The sequence below is a fragment of the Streptomyces sp. NPDC007896 genome, from assembly GCF_042959425.1.
In the GTDB taxonomy this organism is placed as follows: domain Bacteria; phylum Actinomycetota; class Actinomycetes; order Streptomycetales; family Streptomycetaceae; genus Streptomyces.
In genome coordinates this window covers 16,388-34,426 of sequence record NZ_JBIBKX010000012.1, presented here as the reverse complement: position 1 = coordinate 34,426, position 18,039 = coordinate 16,388, and the positions used below count along the sequence as shown (strand labels likewise).

Annotated in this window: 14 protein-coding genes; 9 read left to right on the top strand and 5 right to left on the bottom strand. The window is 70.6% G+C overall.

Annotated elements, in window-relative coordinates:
- Positions 1–64: 64 nt before the first annotated feature.
- The gene (locus ACFZDJ_RS33525) at positions 65–1,735 is read left to right on the top strand and encodes a rhamnogalacturonan lyase B N-terminal domain-containing protein (protein ID WP_391064436.1); all 1,671 of its coding nucleotides are present in this window, start codon (positions 65–67) and stop codon (positions 1,733–1,735) included.
- Between the two features lie 2 nt (positions 1,736–1,737).
- Here the strand turns inward: ACFZDJ_RS33525 and ACFZDJ_RS33520 are convergent, their stop codons facing one another.
- Positions 1,738–3,147 carry an RICIN domain-containing protein gene (locus ACFZDJ_RS33520; protein WP_391064433.1) on the bottom strand — a complete coding sequence of 470 codons (1,410 nt, stop codon included), beginning with the start codon at positions 3,145–3,147 and terminating at the stop codon, positions 1,738–1,740.
- A gap of 185 nt (positions 3,148–3,332) precedes the next feature.
- Between ACFZDJ_RS33520 and ACFZDJ_RS33515 the strand changes: the two genes are divergently transcribed.
- Together ACFZDJ_RS33515 and ACFZDJ_RS33510 are read left to right on the top strand one after the other, a co-directional pair.
- Positions 3,333–5,456, top strand: a complete 2,124-nt coding sequence (locus ACFZDJ_RS33515) for an autotransporter (protein WP_391064430.1) — start codon at positions 3,333–3,335, stop codon at positions 5,454–5,456.
- Between the two features lie 176 nt (positions 5,457–5,632).
- On the top strand, positions 5,633–5,839 hold the full coding sequence (locus ACFZDJ_RS33510) for a hypothetical protein (protein ID WP_391064427.1): 207 nt from the start codon (positions 5,633–5,635) through the stop codon (positions 5,837–5,839).
- 81 nt (positions 5,840–5,920) lie between these two features.
- On the opposite strand, the gene ACFZDJ_RS33505 is transcribed toward ACFZDJ_RS33510, so the two are convergent.
- A complete protein-coding gene (locus ACFZDJ_RS33505) occupies positions 5,921–6,166 on the bottom strand; it encodes a hypothetical protein (RefSeq protein ID WP_391064425.1) in 246 nt (81 codons plus the stop codon).
- A gap of 423 nt (positions 6,167–6,589) precedes the next feature.
- On the opposite strand from ACFZDJ_RS33505, the gene mmuM reads away from it, so the two are divergent.
- From mmuM to ACFZDJ_RS33490, 3 genes are all read left to right on the top strand, one after another.
- Complete coding sequence (gene mmuM / locus ACFZDJ_RS33500) at positions 6,590–7,540, top strand: homocysteine S-methyltransferase (protein ID WP_391064422.1); 951 nt, start codon at positions 6,590–6,592, stop codon at positions 7,538–7,540.
- Between the two features lie 133 nt (positions 7,541–7,673).
- Positions 7,674–7,958, top strand: a complete 285-nt coding sequence (locus ACFZDJ_RS33495; protein ID WP_391064419.1) for a hypothetical protein — start codon at positions 7,674–7,676, stop codon at positions 7,956–7,958.
- Positions 7,955–9,514, top strand: coding sequence for an amidase family protein (locus tag ACFZDJ_RS33490; protein ID WP_391064417.1), 1,560 nt, complete (start codon positions 7,955–7,957; stop codon positions 9,512–9,514). The genes ACFZDJ_RS33495 and ACFZDJ_RS33490 overlap by 4 nt, the downstream gene beginning before the upstream one ends.
- Here the strand turns inward: ACFZDJ_RS33490 and ACFZDJ_RS33485 are convergent.
- Complete coding sequence (locus ACFZDJ_RS33485; protein WP_391064416.1) at positions 9,453–11,099, bottom strand: carboxylesterase family protein; 1,647 nt, start codon at positions 11,097–11,099, stop codon at positions 9,453–9,455. The genes ACFZDJ_RS33490 and ACFZDJ_RS33485 overlap by 62 nt on opposite strands.
- A 15-nt stretch (positions 11,100–11,114) precedes the next feature.
- Positions 11,115–11,597 carry a hypothetical protein gene (locus ACFZDJ_RS33480; RefSeq protein WP_391064413.1) on the bottom strand — a complete coding sequence of 161 codons (483 nt, stop codon included), beginning with the start codon at positions 11,595–11,597 and terminating at the stop codon, positions 11,115–11,117.
- A 551-nt stretch (positions 11,598–12,148) separates the two neighbouring features.
- Between ACFZDJ_RS33480 and ACFZDJ_RS33475 the strand changes: the two genes are divergently transcribed.
- The 3 genes from ACFZDJ_RS33475 to ACFZDJ_RS33465 all read left to right on the top strand — a co-directional run bounded on the left by ACFZDJ_RS33475 (position 12,149) and on the right by ACFZDJ_RS33465 (position 17,047).
- Positions 12,149–13,468, top strand: a complete 1,320-nt coding sequence (locus ACFZDJ_RS33475; protein WP_391064410.1) for an acyltransferase family protein — start codon at positions 12,149–12,151, stop codon at positions 13,466–13,468.
- 101 nt (positions 13,469–13,569) lie between these two features.
- Positions 13,570–15,102: a hypothetical protein gene (locus ACFZDJ_RS33470; RefSeq protein ID WP_391064407.1), complete on the top strand. Its 1,533-nt coding sequence runs from the start codon at positions 13,570–13,572 to the stop codon at positions 15,100–15,102.
- Entirely contained in the window at positions 15,095–17,047 is a 1,953-nt protein-coding gene (locus ACFZDJ_RS33465) for a glycosyltransferase (protein ID WP_391064404.1), read from the top strand. The genes ACFZDJ_RS33470 and ACFZDJ_RS33465 overlap by 8 nt, the downstream gene beginning before the upstream one ends.
- Here the strand turns inward: ACFZDJ_RS33465 and ACFZDJ_RS33460 are convergent.
- Entirely contained in the window at positions 17,037–17,750 is a 714-nt protein-coding gene (locus tag ACFZDJ_RS33460) for a hypothetical protein (RefSeq protein WP_168512292.1), read from the bottom strand. The two genes, ACFZDJ_RS33465 and ACFZDJ_RS33460, sit on opposite strands and share 11 nt — an antisense overlap.
- Positions 17,751–18,039 lie beyond the last annotated feature (289 nt).

Sequence of the window (18,039 nt, the reverse complement as noted above, 5' to 3'; positions counted from 1 at the left end):
AAATCGATTCAACTGTCAGTCTTCCGGACACCCGCACACCCCCACCTCCGAAGGAGGCACCCCCATGTCCGGATCCACCGACAGATCCCTCGGACGCCGCACCTTCGTCCTCGGCACGACCGCGGCGGCCGTGAGCGCGACGGCCCTCACCCGGACGGCCGCCGCCGCGAGCTTCGGCTACACGGACGACGGCTCGAACTACGTCATCGACACCGGCGCGAACCTCGTCTTCAAGGTCAGCAAGACCAACGGCGACCTGACCTCGCTCGTCTACCGCGGCACCGAGTACCAGGGCTACGGCGGCAAGAACTCGCACGTCGAGTCCGGCCTGGGCACCTCCACCGTGACCATCGCGCAGTCCGGTTCGACGATCCTCGTCTCCGTCGCGTACGGCACGCTCAGGCACTACTACGCGGCCCGCAGCGGCGAGAACAACGTCTATCTGTGGACCAACAAGGCCGACACATCGGTCAGCGCCACCCGTTACATCGTGCGCGTCAAGGCGGGCCTGTTCCTCAACGACGAGCCGGACTCCTACACGTACGCGCCCACCACCATCGAGTCCGCGGACGTCTTCGCGAAGTCCGACGGCCAGACCCGCTCGAAGCACTACGCGAAGCTCCGCGTCATCGACTACAACTACATCGGCTGGACGACCGGAAGCGTCGGCCTGTGGATCGTGCGCAGCAACCACGAAAAGGCCTCCGGCGGTCCGTTCTACCGCTCCCTGCTGCGGCACCAGAGCGCGGACGGCGGCGGTCTGTACGAGATCCTGTACTACGGCGAGAACCAGACGGAGTCGGAGCGCTTCGGCCTCCAGGGTCCGTACGTCATCGCCTTCACGGACGGCGGCGCGCCCTCCTCCTCGCTGTACGCGGGGAATCTCACCACCTCCTGGGCGGACTCGCTCGGCATCTCCGGGTACACGGCCGCGAGCGGGCGGGGCCGGGTCGCGGGCGTGGGCATCTCGGGGCGCGACACGGCGTACGCGTACACGGTCGGGCTCGCCAACTCGGCCGCACAGTACTGGGGTTCGGCGCGGGCCTCGGACGGCTACTTCTCGATCGCGGGCGCGCTGCCGGGGTCGTACACCCTCACGGTCTTCAAGGGCGAACTCGCCGTGTACACCACGTCGGTGACGGTCACGGCGGGCGGGACCACGACGCTGAACAGCATCGCGATCCCCTCCTCCAACGACCCGTCCAACGCGAGCGCGATCTGGCGGATCGGCACCTGGGACGGCACGCCGGGCGGGTTCAAGAACGCGGACCTGATGACGTACGCGCATCCGTCGGACGTACGGGCCGCGTCCTGGACCGGCAACGTCGTCGTCGGCAGCGGCAGCGAGACCTCGGCGTTCCCCTGCTATCTGTGGAAGGACGTCAACAGCGGCATCATCGTGTACTTCAAGCTGACCGCCGCCCAGGCCGCCGCCGCGCACACCCTGCGCATCGGCGTGACCACGGCCTACGCGAACGGCCGCCCGCAGATCACGGTCAACGACACCTGGACCTCGGCCGTCCCCTCACCGCCCACCCAGCCGAGCACCCGGTCGCTGACCGTGGGCTCGTACCGGGGCAACAACTACACGTTCAGCTACAGCGTTCCCGCGTCCGCCTGGCTGACGGACACGAGCGCGTACAACACGCTGAAGATCTACGTGGCGAGCGGTTCGGGGTCGACGTCCTTCCTCAGCGCGGGTACCTCCATCGACGCCGTGGATCTACTGAACTGATGTCATGTTCCGCGTGTCCACTGCTGGTTGGTTCCTCCGTTGCAGGTGTACGTGATGATCGCGGCGGAGTTGGCGGTGGACGCGCCGGACACGTCCAGGCACTTGCCGCTCGCCCGGGCCTTGACGAGCACATAGCTGCCGGACGTGGTCAGGCTCCACTGCTGGGTGGTGGCGCCGGTGCAGTTCTCCTGGGTGACACTGGCGGTGTTCTCCTGGAGGCACAGGGAGCTGCCCCGGCCCATGAGTTCGTAGTAGCCGGTACCCAGGTCCTTGAACCACCACTTCTGGTTGGTACCGCTGTTGCAGGTGTACTGGCTGATCGCGACACCCTGCCACAGCGACTGGCTGGGAACGTCCGCGCACTTGGCGCTGGACCGCCCGACGAGCGTGTTGTAGGTGGCGCTCGTCCCGGCGATCGTGCCGGCGGTGGTGTCGAGCGAGACCTCCGGGTACCAGGACATGGTCATCGAGGTGGAGGTCGGGAAGGTCAACGGCAGCCAGACGTAGCGCGAGTCATTGACGGTGCCGCCGAAGGAGTTGCCCCAGCGGTCGCCCATGTAGAGGTACGAGGTGCCCGAAGTCCCCTGCACCGGAAGGACGTACGCGGTCTGCGAGTTGTACGTCGTCGAGTCGCCGACGTTGGTCATCGCGGTCCAGGGGCCGGCGATGCTGGTCGCGGTGGCGTACTGCTGCTGGTTGGCGTTCCAGCCGGTGGCTGCCGAGGTCAGCATGAAGTAGACGCCGTTGCGCTTGAACAGCGCCGGTGCCTCGCGGTGGCCGCCCACCCACGGGTTGGCGACCAGGCTGTCGATGCCCGTGTAGTCGGCGGTGAGCTTGTAGATCTGGAGGTCGTAGTTCTCGCGGGCCGCCGACACCATGTAACCGGTGCCGTCCGTGTCGACGAAGGTCGTGATGTCCCGGGACATGTACTGGCCGAGCGGCTGGAAGCTGCCCTGGTAGGTGTAGTTCCCGTCGACCGTGTCCGAGACGGCGACGGCGGCGCGCGCCTCGCTGTAGTCGACGCCGTTCTCCTTGTGCATCCACATGACGAACTTGCCGGTGGACGCGTTGTAGATGACCTTGGGCCGCTCGATGTAGGCGGTGCCCAGCTCGGAGGCGCTGGACTGGGTCAGGACGTGGTTGCGGAACTCCCAGTTCTTCAGGTCCGTGGAACGGTAGGCGTCCACGTACCGGAAGGTGTTGTCGGCGTTGCGGTCCTCGCCGAACCAGTAGTAGTAGCTGCCGACCTTGATGACCCCACCGCCGTGCGCGTGCACGGCGTTGCCCGAAGTGTCGGTGAACTGGGTGCCGTTGGTGATGGTCTGGGCGGCTGCCTGGGCCGGTCCGGCGGTCACCAGTGCCGCGGCGAGGGCACAGCACAAGGCGACAAGGATTGCGTACACACGTCTCATCTGACGCCTCTCGAAGGTGGGGGCAGGGCAGGAAACAAGTGGGGGGTTCGAGATCTCGTACGTCATCTGTGATTACGAACGTCGAAAAGGTAAGGGTGTGTTACGGGAAGGTCAACGGGTCGCGCGGGACAAAGATGGACGCGAGATTTCTGTTATCGCCGCCGTCCGCGTACGTCTCCGATGACGTGCGCAGCCATTCCCGCAAGACAGCAGCCGCCGTTGGCGCCCTCGCGACCGTCGCCTTCCTGGTCACCGCGCCTCCCTCCTTTGGCTCCGTTCGCGCGGCGGCCTCGGCCGCCGGCGGCCGTGACGCCACCGCCGACGTCCTCGCGGACCGGGACGTCACGCTCACCGGCGACACAGTGGTCACCGTGCCGTCCGGCACGACGACGTACGACGGGGTGTTCCGCGGCCAGGGCACCCTCACCGTGCGCGGCGGCGGCACGCTGATCCTCACCAAGGACAGCGACTTCACCCTCCCGGCGGCCCGGCAGCGGCAGAAGGTGACCACCCAGGGCGGCAACCACCCGTACACCACCGTGAGCAACCCCGACCCGCCCGCGATCACCGTCGAGCGGGGCACCACCCTCCAGTACGGCACGGGCGGCGGCACCGGTCTGATCGGCCACTTCCCCTACAACACGCCCGGCTACCAGCTGAACCAGCTCAACGTGCGTGTCGACGGCACCCTGCGCCTCTCCCTCACCCGCACCTTCAACATCGGCACCATCAGCGGCTCGGGCCTGGTCACCCAGCCGCGCAACATGTGGGGCACCCTCGACCTGGCCGGCACCCACCCCTTCTCCGGAGTGATCGACAACGGCACCGGCATGGCGGTGGGCCGCCCCGAGTACCCGGTGGCGCTCCCGAACGCCCGCGCCGTCCTCAACCAGGGCTCCTGGATCATCGACACCCCGCTGTACCAGACGATCACCCTGCGCCAGAACTTCTACCAGCGCGCGTACGGCAGCGACGTCAACGTCCACTCGCGGCCAGGCAGCAAGGTCGTACTCACCGGCCAGTACGGCTACAGCGACCAGGGCGGCGACACCGACCCGTCGTTGAGCGACCCGGGCCTCAACTGGCACCCCGTTCCACATCAGTTGAACAAGCGTGGCACCAACATCGAGGGTGCGGACGTCCAGTGGGGCGACGGGACCACCCACAGGATCTTCATGCCGGGGACGAAGGACACCGTCTACATCAACCTGCACATGGCGAGCGGCGTCCGGTCCCGGCTGACCTTCGCCTACGACGGTCCCGTCACCCTGGGTGCGCCCATCGGCGGCGGCCGGTACCACGACACACTCGCCGCGCCCGGCGCCGGGGACGTCGTGATCAAGGGGACGCCCGGCAACGACGTGACCTTCGCGGCACAGCAGTACTACGACGGGTCGACGACCATCGAGAAGGGCGCCGTGCTGCGGCTGGGCTCGGGCGCCCGGGGCGGTGACGGCTCGCTGATGACCGGCACCGAGCGCAGACGGATCGTCGACGACGGCACACTGATCGTCCGCAACACCGCAACTCCCGTGTCGCTGTCCCGTGTTGACGGCGTCGGCGGGCTCACCCAGTCCGGTGCCGCGACGACGACCCTGACGGGCGGCGAGGTGTCGTACACGGGCCCGACGACCATCACCAAGGGCACACTCGCCCTCGCCTCCGGCGCCACGCTCGCGCACAGCAAGGCGATCCGGCTCACCTCGGCCGACGCGCGGCTGGACGTGCGGGCGACGGGACTTCGGGTGTCCACGTCCCTCAGCGGCAAGGGCACGGTAGGGGGCGCGGTCGTCAACGACGGCGAGGTCGCGGGCGCCCTCACGGTGACCGGCGACTACACCCAGGGCGCGAAGGGCACGCTGGTCCTGCGCGGCCGGCCCCTGAAGGTGACGGGCGCGGTCCGGCTGGCCGGGGACCTCGATCTGTCGGCCGCCGGGACCGACCCCGCCCGCGAGATCAGGGTGCTCGACCACACCGGCCGGGCGAGGACGACCGGCGCCTTCTCCGGCCTGCGCGAGGGCGCCACGCTCGCGCTCGCCGACACGACGTACCGGATCAGCTATCGCGGGGGCGACGGCAACGACGTCACTCTGAAGGCCGTGTCGAACCATCGGACCGTGGCGGCCCCGTCCTCTTCCACGTCCGGGCTTCCGTCCGTGAAGAACTCCACCGCCGTCGGCGACAGCGAGAACGCGAACTCGTGGTGGCCGCTGCTGCTCGCACCGCTTCTGGCCGCGCTCGCCGTGCCGATCGTGCGGCGCGGGCGGTCACGGCGGCGCGGCGGACGGCGGCACGCGGCCTCCCGGTGAGTCATGGGTGGACGACGGTCACCCCGCGTTCCGCGAGTTCCGTCATGACGGGGTCGGGCATCTCCGTGGTACTCGCTGTACCACATGCGGTAGGGCATGGTGACGTGCTTCAGGGACGGCATGTCGAGCAGGGGCGGCAGTCCTCCAGGTCACGGCAGTGGCCCAGATTGATCTCCGTGAGTTCGGACAGTCCCGTCAGCGCGCCGAGGTCCCGACAGATCAGCCAGTCGGTCGTGGCCCACGAGGCCGAGTGGGGACAGATCGCGGAGCTCCTCCAGCCCGTTCATGGTGAGCCCTTCGAGCAGCGGAAGGTCACCGAGCGCGGAGAAGTCCCGCAGGGACGGGCAGTCGAGGAGGCCGACCGTTTTCAGGAGGCGGAGTGACGCGATGTCCCGCAGGGAGGCGAGCCGTTCACTCCCCCCGGAGGTGCAGGCGGGTGAGGTTCGTCAGTGTCGACAGTCCGCTCAGGTCGGCCAGTTGACGGTGTCGGGGATGTAGTTGCCGAGGTCCTCGCCGAGCGCGCCGTCCCCGGCGAACGCCCAGTCGATGAGCGCGCTGTCCGGTCCGTGGGACACGACGCTGGCGGGCCACTGGTCGAGGTGACTGAAGACGCGCGGCAGGGACTCCATGATCCCGAGGAACCACTCCCGGTCCTGCCGCAGCCGTACCATCGCCTCGCGCACCCCGGCCGGGGGGCGGTGATGCCCCACGGCTGCCGGCTCCGGGCGAGCCCGGACTCGTACGCATGGGCCTCGCGGCGCCAGAAGTTCCAGTGCCTGGGGTCGTCGGACGCGTCCCAGGCGCCGCCGGTGTCCTTGCCCCGGGTGAGCACCTTCAGGACGACGGAACGGTCATCGACGGTGACCCGCCACACGCCACCCGTGACGCCGTTCTTGAGGTTGTGGACGAGGGGTTCGAAAACGGCCCGGTCCGCCGGGGCCCCGAGGATCTCCCGCACTTCGGCACGGAGGATCTCCCCGCCTTCGGTGTCGAGTTGATCGACTTCACGCATGCCCCCAGGCCAGGGCCTGTCCGGCCGGACAGGCCCGGCTCTCGCGTTCCGCATCGTGGTCGTTCTGCTCATCAGACGGACATAACGGGGCGCGGCCGTCCCCATCGACTAGCGTCGTGACATGACCAGCGACACCTCCCACAGCGCTTCCGCTTCCTCCCCCTCCCTCGCCGACGCCCTCGCCGACGGAACGGTCGTCCTGGACGGCGGCATGTCCAACCAGCTGGAGTCGGCCGGGCACGACCTGAGCGACGAGCTGTGGTCGGCGCGGCTGCTCGCCGAGCGGCCCGAGGCGATCACCGAGGCGCACCTCGCGTACTTCGAGGCGGGCGCGGACGTGGCGATCACCTCCAGCTACCAGGCCACCTTCGAGGGCTTCGCGAAGCGCGGCATCCCCCACGGGCGGGCGGCCGAACTCCTCGGCCTCAGCGTGGAGCTGGCGCGGGAGGCGGCCCGTCGCGCGCACGCGAAGGGTGCGACCCGGCCGCTGTGGGTGGCCGCTTCGGTCGGCCCGTACGGGGCGATGCTCGCGGACGGTTCGGAGTACCGGGGCCGGTACGGGCTGAGCGTCGCCGAGCTGGAGCGGTTCCACCGCCCGCGCCTGGAGGTGCTGGCCGCCGCCGCGCCCGACGTACTGGCGCTGGAGACCGTGCCCGACGCCGACGAGGCCGAGGCGCTGCTGCGGGCGGTACGCGGGCTGGCCGTACCGGCGTGGCTGTCGTACACCGTCGCCGGGGACCGTACGCGGGCCGGGCAGCCCCTGGAGGAGGCCTTCGCCCTGGCCGCCGAAGCGGACGAGATCATCGCGGTCGGCGTGAACTGCTGCGCCCCCGAGGACGTGGACGGCGCGGTGGAGACGGCGGCGCGCGTGACCGGGAAGCCGGTGGTGGTGTACCCGAACAGCGGCGAGGTCTGGGACGCCGAGGCGCGGGCCTGGAACGGGCTCTCGACCTTCACTCCCGAGCAGGTGACCGGCTGGCGGCGGGGCGGGGCGCGGCTGATCGGGGGGTGCTGCCGGGTGGGACCGGGAGCGATCACGGGGATCACCCGGGCGCTGACGCCGGTGCGGTGAGCGGGTGCCGGCACCTGTGCGGCGATCAGGTGCTGACGCCCGTGCAGTAACTCCGGCGAAGCACGCGCTCAACGAGGGCTTCACGGACGGGTGATGGAGTCCCCGTACTCGTCAGCCGATCATGGAGGCCCTCTTGAGCGAGCCCACCACCGAGCAACTGGACGCCTACGTACGGACCCGCCTCGCGCTCGCGGGGTTCGACCTCTCCCTGCTGCCCGAGGTGTTCGACGCGGCGACGGGGGTGCCCACACGGGACCAGGTACTGGCCAACCTGCGGTCGTTCGTGGCCTCCACCCCCGGCGCGATATCCGGCTGGGCACCGCCCGCCGCGGGCCCCGCGTACGCGCAGCAGGTCTCGCCGCCCCTCATCTACCCCTCCATCACGGAGGCCTGGACGGGGAAGGCGGACGCCCGATGAGCAGATCCCTCAACCGCCGGGTGTTCCTGGCGAGTTCGACGGCCGTGGCGAGCGGGGTCGCCTTGCGGACGGCCACCGCGGCGCAGGCCTCCACGACGCCCCGTGTCCCCGACATCCACGTACGCGAGGCGGCCCTCGACGACCCCACCGAGGCCACACTCACCGAGGCCGCCGTGCTCATGCGGCGCGGGAAGCTGACCTCGACGACCCTCACCGAGGCCTACCTCGACCGGATCGAGCGGTACGACGGGACGTATCAGGCGTACGCGGAGGTGACCGCGGACACGGCGCTCGCGGCGGCGCGCGAGGCGGACCGGGGGCAGGGCGCCCGGGGCGTACTGCGCGGGATCCCGCTCTGCATCAAGGACAACTACTTCACCCGAGGCGTGCCGACGCGCTGCAACTCCTCCCTCTTCGAGGACTTCGTGCCGGACGAGGACGCGACGGCCGTGGCCCGGCTGAAGGCGGCCGGCGCGATGGTGCTCGGCAAGGGGCAGATGGGCCCGCTGGCCACCACCCGGGCGACGAAGCCGAACGGAACGGTGACCACGGTCAACGCGTGGACGCCCGGGGACCCGGGCGTCGACCCGGGCGGCTCCTCGACCGGGCCTGCCTGTTCGGTCGCCGGGCGCATGGCGGCGTCCTCGATCGGCACCCAGACCGGCGGCTCCATCGTGCTGCCCTCCAACCAGCAGAACCTGACCGGTCTGAAGCCGACCATGGGCCGGGTGTCCCTCCACGGTGTCATCCCGCTGTCCTTCACCCGCGACCACTCGGGCCCGCTCGCCCGCGACGCCATGGACGCGGCGCTCATGCTCCAGGTCATGGCCGGTCCCGACGCGAAGGACCCGCGCACGCTGGGACTTCCGGCCGTGCCCGATCTCGTACGGGCCGCCACGCCCGTGCTGTCGCGCGGCGGGGCCCTGCGGATGCGCCGGGCCACCCGGATCGGGGTGCCGTCGGACTTCCTGGCCGCCCAGAAGGAGCTGCGCACCGCCCTCCTGAACCAGCTGGACTCGATCCCCGGTGTCACCCTCGTCGACATCGCCTACCCCGCCGACTGGACCCTCCTGACCGGCACCTTCAACGCGGCCCGGCTCGCCGAGCGCACCGAGCCGTTCCGGCACTGGCTGCGCGAGGACCCGGCCAAGTTCGGTGTCTCGCTGCTGAGTTGGCTCCAGGGGCTGATGCTCTCGGGCGACGAGTGGATCACTGCCCAGCGTGCCAAGAACCATCTGCTGCGGGAGGTCCTGGACGGGGTCATGAACCGCTGCGACGTGCTCCTGCAGACCGGCCCCGTCCCCTTCGACATCCTGGGGCTGCCCGAGATCGCCTTCCCCATCGGCTTCGACGCGGGCGGGGTGCCGGTGGGGGCGATCCTCGGCGGGCAGCCCTACGAGGAGGACCGGCTGCTGGAGGTCGCCGCCGCGTATCAGGCGGTCACCGACTGGCACACGCGGCGGCCCGCCGACCCGGTCCCGGCCGCCGCGCGCCTCAAGGCCGCGCTCGCCCGCCCCCGGCTCTCGGCGGAAGAGGTGGCCACGAGCTCGGCCTGACGGCCATGACCCGGCGGGGTCGGCGCGGGCGCGGCGAGGGGGTGGACTCCGGGGAGCTGAGCGGGGCACCGGGCCGCCCCGACTCGGCCTCCCACAGCGCCAGTTCACGGTCGCGCGGTCCGAGTACGGTGTGCGGTGCGTCCGCGCCGAAGATCCGGACCGGGTGCGCGGCGTCCCAGGCCTGCCAGCCCGGGTCGCCCTCGACCGCGAACCGCACCCACGCCGCGTGCATGGCGTCGGCCAGTTCCTGCGGGGCGCCCGGGCCCGCGAGCTGCGCCGCCTGGGGCACCTTCACGGTGTCGAAGACGAAGCCGAGCTCCAGGGCGTGGCAGGCGCCGAGGCCGGGCACGTTGGAGGGCCAGGCGAACTCGTAGACGTACGCGGGTGTCCGCGGTGGACGGGCGTCGGCGAGCCGGTGCAGCGGCACCCGCAACAGATGGTCGGTGACCATCTGCCCGACGAGGTCCGCGGTGCCCGCCTCCGGGTGGATCGCGCGATAGCCGCGGGGCACCTCGTGGCCGCAGCGGCAGCGGGCCATGGCGCCGGCCAGGGCGACGGGACCGAGCCGGTCGACGCGCTCCAGCAGACCTCCCGGGGCCAGCCACAGCCGGTACTCCTCGCTGGTCCACCCCAGCAGCAGTTCGACGTCGGGCGCGCCACCCGCGCCACCCGCGCCGCCCGCGACAAGCGCCTCCATCGGGTCGCGCGGGACGACGTCGCCGTCGACGACGATCCCGAAGGCGGGCCCGCCGAGGACCGGACTGCTGAGCCTGGCCACGTCGGCCTGGGTGCGCAGCAGCAGTGCGCGGTCCACGGCGGCGAACGCCCGCGCCGTCGCCGGGACCTTCAGCCGGGTGGCCATCCTGCGCACCATGCGGCGCACCTTGTCGCGCTCGCTCGCCTCCGGCGGTCCGCTCTGCAGGACGGCCCGCCGGAACAGCCCCCGGGCGCGCGGACTGGCCAGCAGCGCCCCGATGCTGATGGCCCCGGCCGACTCACCGAACACGGTCACCCGGTCCGGGTCGCCGCCGAACCGCGCGATCGACGCCCGTACCCATTCCAGGGCGGCGAGCTGGTCGCGCAGCCCGGCGTTGGGCGGCGCGTCCGGGAAGAGGCCGTAACCCTCCACACCCAGCCGGTAGTTGATCGAGACGAGGACGACACCGTCCCGGGCGAAGGCGTGGCCGTCGTAGACGGGCACGGCCGACGAGCCGCGGGTCAGGGCGCCGCCGTGGATCCACACCATGACGGGCAGCCGGGCGCCGGGGCCGGGTTCCGGTGTCCAGACGTTCAGGTTGAGGCAGTCGTCGCCGGGGACCACGGGGTCGGCGAGGAGTCGTGCGAACGCCTCGGAGTAGGGCGGCTTGGGCGGCGTCGGCCCGAACTCCCCCGCGTCGCGCACACCGTCCCAGGTCTCGGGCGGGACGGGTGGCCGGAAGCGGCGGGCGCCGAACGGCGGGGCCGCGTAGGGGATGCCGCGGAAGACGGCGATCCCGTCCTCGTACCGTCCGCGCACCGCTCCGTACGGAGTGGTGACCACCGGGTCGTGCGTCCGTGAAACCGAGTCCACCGCGTCCACCGCCATCCGCCCACCAGCTCCTCACCCCGGCGCGTCGTGTCCTTCCACAGCAGAGCACCACACCGCATCAGCCCATTCCCGGGCGGGTGTCGGGGCGTACGACGACGGGCGGCCCGAAGTGGTGACCGGCACGGTCGTCATCGCGCCGCCCGCGCTGCCCTCGTGGTGGGTCAGCAGTCCCCGCAGCTCGGCCGCCTCGGCGGCTAGGCCCTGTCGTGCCCGGACCGGGGCACCGTCACCGGCTTCCCCCCGGAAACAGTCGATGCACGTGGGCCGCGCCCGGACAGACGGATCGCGCGGAACGGTGACATCGAGGTTCCACGGCTTGATGGGGATCGCGGCGGCGTTGGGGTACCCGTGCGCGGGAATCTCCGCGTAGTACTTGTAGGCGAGGGTGCCCTTCCGGACGGGGAAGCGCCCGGTGGGATGGTCCGGGAGCCCGTTGCCCTTGAAGCGCCTCTCGGTAGCGGTCGTCGTCACCTTCAGGTACTTCTGCCGGCGCATGGTCCCCGACACGAACGGGCGCTGTGCAGACGGGTGATGAGGGTGCCGTCTCCCCCGCCTCGTACGTCCTCGACCGCCCGTGCGGGATGAGGCGCGACCATCGCCACGGCCCCGGAGTCGGCCGGGGCCATCGACGGACCCAGCAGCACACAGGCGGCACCGGCCGCCACGGCAGCGGATCCGAGTACGCCGTACATGAACGCTCCCCATCTCGACAAGGAACAGACCGGCGGCGAGCCGGCGAGCCCGGCCCGGTTCCCGCCGCCCGCATCACCTCACCACGCCCGGCCGCCGATGCCCCGCCGACACGTACGCGCGTTCGGGTGAGCCCGCGTCCGGAGCGGGGAGGGGCTGTCCCGGGCCGCGGAAGGACGGCGAGAAGGGCGAGGACGACGCGGGCAGCGGCCGACCATGGCCCGGACCACTGACCAGCCCTTGACCGCATCCCTGCCGGGCTGCTGCCTGCGGGGGATGTCGTACCGGGCACGAATTGGTTGCGGCCCGGGCTTCCCACGGCGGCCGGCGGCGGCACTGCGGCAGCATGACAGCCCATGAGCAGAGACCGCTATGTCGACTTCCTGCGTGCGTGGGCGATCGGCCTGGTGGTGCTCGGCCACTGGCTGATCACCGCCCTGGTCCGGGAGCCGGACGGAGAGATCCGCGCGCCAGAGCTGCTGGCGACCGTGCCCTGGACCCAGTGGCTGACGCTGGGGTTTCAGATCATGCCGCTGTTCTTCCTCGCCGGGGGCCATGCGGCGGGCGGCAGTTGGACACGGGCCCGGGCGGCGGCCGGTACGGCCGCCGGATGGGTCGGAGCGCGGGCGCTGCGGCTGCTGCTTCCGGCCGCCGTGTACAGCTGTCTTGTGCTGTCCGCCGTAGGGATCTGCTCGACGGTCGGCGTGGACCCGAACACCCTTGAGCTGGTGGGCTGGGCGATGGCGATGCAGTTCTGGTTCCTTCCGGTGTATCTGCTGCTCAGCGCGCTGACCCCGCCGCTGCACGCGGCGCACCGGCGCTGGGGGCTCCTCGTCCCGGTGGCGATGGGCGCGGTCGCCCTCGTGACCGACACCCTGGTGGTGTCGGTGCACACGCCGTACGTCGGACTGCTCGACTACGTGCTCGTCTGGGGCGTGGCCTACCAACTGGGTTTCTGCTGGCGGGACGGCCTGCTGACGGAGCGCCGGCCGCTCCCGGCCGCGCTGGCGGCGGGCGGCGCAGTGGCCTTCGCCGCGCTGATCACCCTCGGGCCGTTCCCGGTCAGTCTGATCCTGGTGACCGGGCAGACCCCCAGCAACACCGATCCGCCGTCGGCGGCGATGCTGGCGTGGGCGGTGGCCCAGGTCGGTCTGTGCCTGCTGGCCGCGCCCGCGGTACGACGGCTGCTGGAGCGCGAGCGGATGTGGCGGGCGGTGCGCCCCGTGGGCGGTGCCAGCATGACGCTGTATTTGTGGCACATGCTGCCGGTGCTGATCGTCGCCGCCGCGTTCTATCTGACCGGCCTCGCGCCCGAACCCACCCTCGGGTCCGCGGCCTGGTGGGGACTCCGATTGCCGTGGCTCCTCGTGCTCGGCGTCGTCCTGACCGGTGTCGTGCGGGCGCTGCGTCCCCTGGAGCGCGGGCTGGCCCTCCTTCACGAACGGACTCGCCCGGATCCCGACTCGCCCCGCCTGTGGCTGCCCTGGCTCGGCCTCGCGGCGAGCGTCACCGCCCTGACCCGCTTCGCCACCCGGGGCTTCGCACCCGACGGCCGGTTCCCCGTCCTGCCCACGCTGGGGCTGCTGTTGGGCACGACACTGCTGATGGCGGGTCGGCGGACGACTGCGACACGGAACCGCGGGAAGCCCAGGCCCGCCCCGAGGGAGTTCGCCTGACACTCCGCCGGACAGGCTCCGGGCGGAACGACGTGCGAAGCCCGGTGCGCCCCGGCATCCATGCGACGCGAGGGGACGCGAGTTCTCGGTACGCTGCCACCGTGTCTACCGACGAATCGTCTTATTGGTGCACTCGTAGTGATGCGTCCGACGTGCTGGGCGCCTACGACGGACTTGAGTCCTGGACTCTGCACGCCACGGCACTCACCGACCGCGACGAGCAGGCCATCGTCTCCGTCCACGAACGCCTGCACCACGAGCTGCAGCATTCCACGCCCTGGGGTCTGGTGGCTCGCTTCTCGGCGGATCTCGCCCGACTCGGCGTGCTGAGCGAACAGTTGAGACTTCTCTTCCGCTTCTGCCGGGAGTCCGCGCGGCTCGTGCACGAGACCTACGCCACAACCCTCTCGGTCGGCAACGACCCCTTCGCACTGAAGCTCCTGGAGCAGAGTCCGGACTACAAGGTCTACTTCGATCAGGGCACCCGCCTGAGCGCTGGGACGGAGTGGGAAGCCGGCCGGTTCCAGGTCGACGCCCTGCTGCGCGCGGCCATGTCGCCGGCCGCTCTCGAACCGGCTTACGCGGGCGGATTCACCAGGCTCCGCACCCGCGACCTCAACGGCCCGGACACACGTCCCGACGCCCGTCTGACGACGATTCTCTCGCTCGACCTGCCGCGGTTCAGGCCCCATGGTCTCGGTCCCGGCTCGACCCCGGACGAACTCGGGGTCTTCTTCGACGAGGTGGCGGACTTCCTGACCCGCAACGGAGTACCCACTCTGCGTACCGCCCCTGTACGGGAACTGATCGACGACCTGTTCGAGGACATCGCGACACTCAGCCCCGAACTGCGGGCCCGCATCGAACTGGACAGCGTCCGCGCACCGATCCCGGACGACATCGAGGAGCACCAGCGGGAGCGGATACGCCTGCACGACACGGGGCCCCTGCCGCTGGAGATCGTCCCTGAGTCGGAGATCGCCGCCCGCGCCGCCGACTTCGCGCGCGACCATGAACAGCTGGGTGCGCACGTGCTGTTGGTGTGGGCACGGGCGGACCTGCTGGCCCGTCAGTTCGCCCGTCCCAACGCCCTGGAGGAGCGGGCGGGATTCGTGGTCGCGCTCCAGGCCGCCGGATACGACTCCGAAGGCCGGGCCGTGGCGCGGCTGGGCCTGTTCGACACGGAGAGCCCCGCCGACGTGGCGCGCGCCTTCACTCTGCCGGTGGTCTGTCTGACCACCGCCGCCAGTCTCACGGACGCCCCGGGCAGCGCCCGCTCCGACCACATCGACACGATCTACGCCATCGCGGATCTCCCCATCGTGTCCCAACTGGTGCACACCTTCAAACAGAAGGCCCACGTGAACTGGATGCGGGCTGATGTCGACGGCGACCGAAAGCTGCATGTGTTCGCCTTCACCGTCAGCGTTCTGCCCGGCATCGTCTGGCTGCAACTGACGGGTGAAGCGGGCCGGCACTACCTCCAGCGTTGGCTGACCTCGTTGGGACCGGAACAGGCGAAGAGCCGGCCGGAGGAGTTCACACCGCTGCTGCCGGGCATCGACGCCGCCGTCCAGCACGTCGTCAGTGCCTGGTGGATCATCGACCAGCAGGGTGGGCGCGCCCATGTCTGACGCCGTCGACCTTCTCTCGCTCACCGCGTTCATGACCAGTGCCGACGGGCTGGCGACCGTCGACGAAGCCCGCATCGCGCGTCTGCTCGAAGACCTGGGCCTGGCCGAGGGCGCCGAGCGTGCGCACCTGGACCGGATCTTCCGTCTCGCGCTCGACGATCTCCTTGACGAGCCCCTGTCGCTGCGGGTCGGCCGCCGGCAGGTGCGGATCCCAGGGCAGCGGTTCAGGAGCGTTCTCGCCTCCGCCCTGCTGGTCACCGCGCTGGAGCGGGCCGGTGTGCACGGCGTCGCCGATCTGGTTCTCGTGGCGCTGACACCCTTCCTCTTCGATGTCGAACAAGTACGGGTGGACACCAAGGAACACGTGGTGCTCGCCGCTCTCCAGGCACGGCTCGAAGCCCGGCAGGAGATCCGTCTCCTGTGGGAAGGCCTGCCCGCCCACCTGCGGCATGAGCTCGACTTCGACGAACTCGTCGAGCTGGTCACGTCGATGGAGAAGACCGGCGGCATGGGGCCGGGAAACGGCGACCTGCCGACCGCACCCGGCGTACCGACAGCGCCCGGCCTGTTCCGCGGCTCGCTGCGGTCGGGGACCGGTGAGCCCGCCGACACCACGGCGACAGGACCGGAAAGTCCCGCGTTCGTATCGGGAACCGATGCGGCGGCACATTCCGCGTCCGTGCCGCGGGCGTCCTTGACCACCGCGGAACGTGGTTGGCGGGTGCTGGTGCTCGCCGATGAGTGGTTCCCCGCCGAGGGCGGGATCAGCGCCCTGAACCAGTCGTTGTGCCGGGCACTGGCCGAGGCAGGTCACGAGGTGTTCTGCCTGGTGCCTTCCGCCTCTGCGGAGGAGATCGCGAACGCGGAACGTTCCCGTGTACACCTCGTTCTCGCGCCGCCGTTCCCCGGCGCCACGGAGCGGGATCGTCTGATGCGCAAACCCGTGCTGCCGGGCGGCCTGCCTCCGGACCTGATCATCGGTCACAGCCGGGTGACAGGACCCGCCGCGCTCTTCCAGGCCGAAGAGAACTTCTCCGGTACCCCACGCCTGCACTTCGTCCACATGTGGGCGGACGACACGGACCGGCACAAGAGGAAAACCCGGGGTCTTGACCTGTACGCACGGGCGGACGACCGGAATTGGACGGAGCTGAAGCTCGGCCGCGGCGCGACCAGGCTCGTGGCCGTCGGCCCCCGGTTGTACGACTACTACCGCCAGGAGATGTCGGTGCTGCCGGGCGTTCCCCAGCCGTTGCGGCTCGATCCGGGCTTCGACAGTCCGCTGTCGGGGCCACGCGAGCCGGTCGAGGGCCCGCTGCGCGTTCTCGTCACGGGCCGGCTGGAGGACGACGGTGTGAAGGGACTCGACCTCGCGGCCCGAGCGGTGGGGCACGCGGTCGGACTCCGCGACCCGGACGAGGCCGAGGTGTGGCTCATGCTCCGGGGCGCCACCCCCGGCCAGGCCGAGCGACTCGACCGGGCCATCAGAAAGTGGGCCGGACAACCGTCGTTGAACGTCGTGGTCCCCAACTTCTCGACCGACAGGGAACGGCTCGAACACGAACTGCGACTGGCGAGCCTGGTCCTCATGCCCTCACGTGCGGACGGCTTCGGACTCGTGGGTCTGGAGGCGATCGTCCGGGGTGTACCCGTACTCATCAGCCGAAGGAGCGGGCTCGGCCAGTTGCTCCGGGAGTACCTGCCTGCCGAGGACGCCGCTCGCATCGTCATCCCGGTGCGGGACGATCCCCGGCTGGACGTGCCGCGCTGGGGTTCCGCCGTCGCGGCCGTACTGCACCGACGCGAGGCGGCGTTCGCCGACGCGGAGACCGTACGCACCATCATGGCCGGGAAGCGCACCTGGGCCATGGCCGCCGCCGAGCTGATCAACGGTCTCGCGCCGGGCGGCGACGGACCGCCGTCCGGCCGTCGCCCTACCGTGTGAAGGCGGCGGCTGAAACGTCCCTGGCCAGCTCCACGGCCCGGAATCCGTACGTACGGATCGAACCGACCCTCAGCACGAGACAGAACCGCTCGGTCGTGGCAACCGTCGCGGCCAGCCGCCGGTACGACTGGTTGAGGAAGTACATGGCGGCGTGGTTGGTGATCGCGCTCTGTCCGCAGACGAGGATGACCGGGCGGCCGGCACCCGTGGGTGTGAACTTCGCGACGAGCACATGCTCCTCATTGCCCCGATCACGCGGAAAGCTGTCGCCGCCGACGTCGATGGCCATCGAGTTCGGCCGGTCACTGAACGGCTGGATGACCACACCCGGCAGGTTGTGCGCGAGATGGCCGCCCGTTCGGACATTCGAGCCGTTCTCCGGACCACCGATGCAGAATTCGACGGCGTCGCCGTTGCCGTCGCGGAATTCGTCGCTCGACCGCGTGATGACCTCGCAGCCTGTGCGACGGGCCAGGACCACGGCCTCGATCATGGCCTGCACATCGTGGTGCTCGGTGCTTCCGGGCTTGTTCCACTGGTTGTTCATGACGACGATGCAGGTACCACCCGGTTCCAGGCCGAAGAAGGCGCACCGACGCCGCTGGTCACGCGTCGTGCCGACGCGCTGCCAGATCCAGACCAGTCCACCGCTCAACACGCTGGTGACCAGCCCCACCACGATGTTCAGGGCGACTCCCGCCACCGTCGGTCCCCCTCCAACGCGGGCTCGCTGCGGCGGCGATCCCACAGCGGGCCGTCCGACGCCCGCCTCTCATGCTTGCAGACCGGCACCCGGTGAACCAGAGTGCGTCGACCTTTCCCGCGCGAGGAATCCTGTTCGGCATTTCGAAATTTTCGACGCGCGGGGCTTCCGTCAATCCCTTCCCCTTCACGCCGTGTTGAGGCGGGCTTAATGTAGAAAGCGGTTGCTACGCGATCGCGGTGCCGGTCGCGCGAGCAGTGCTGTTCGAAACTTTCGACGGGCCCTCGGG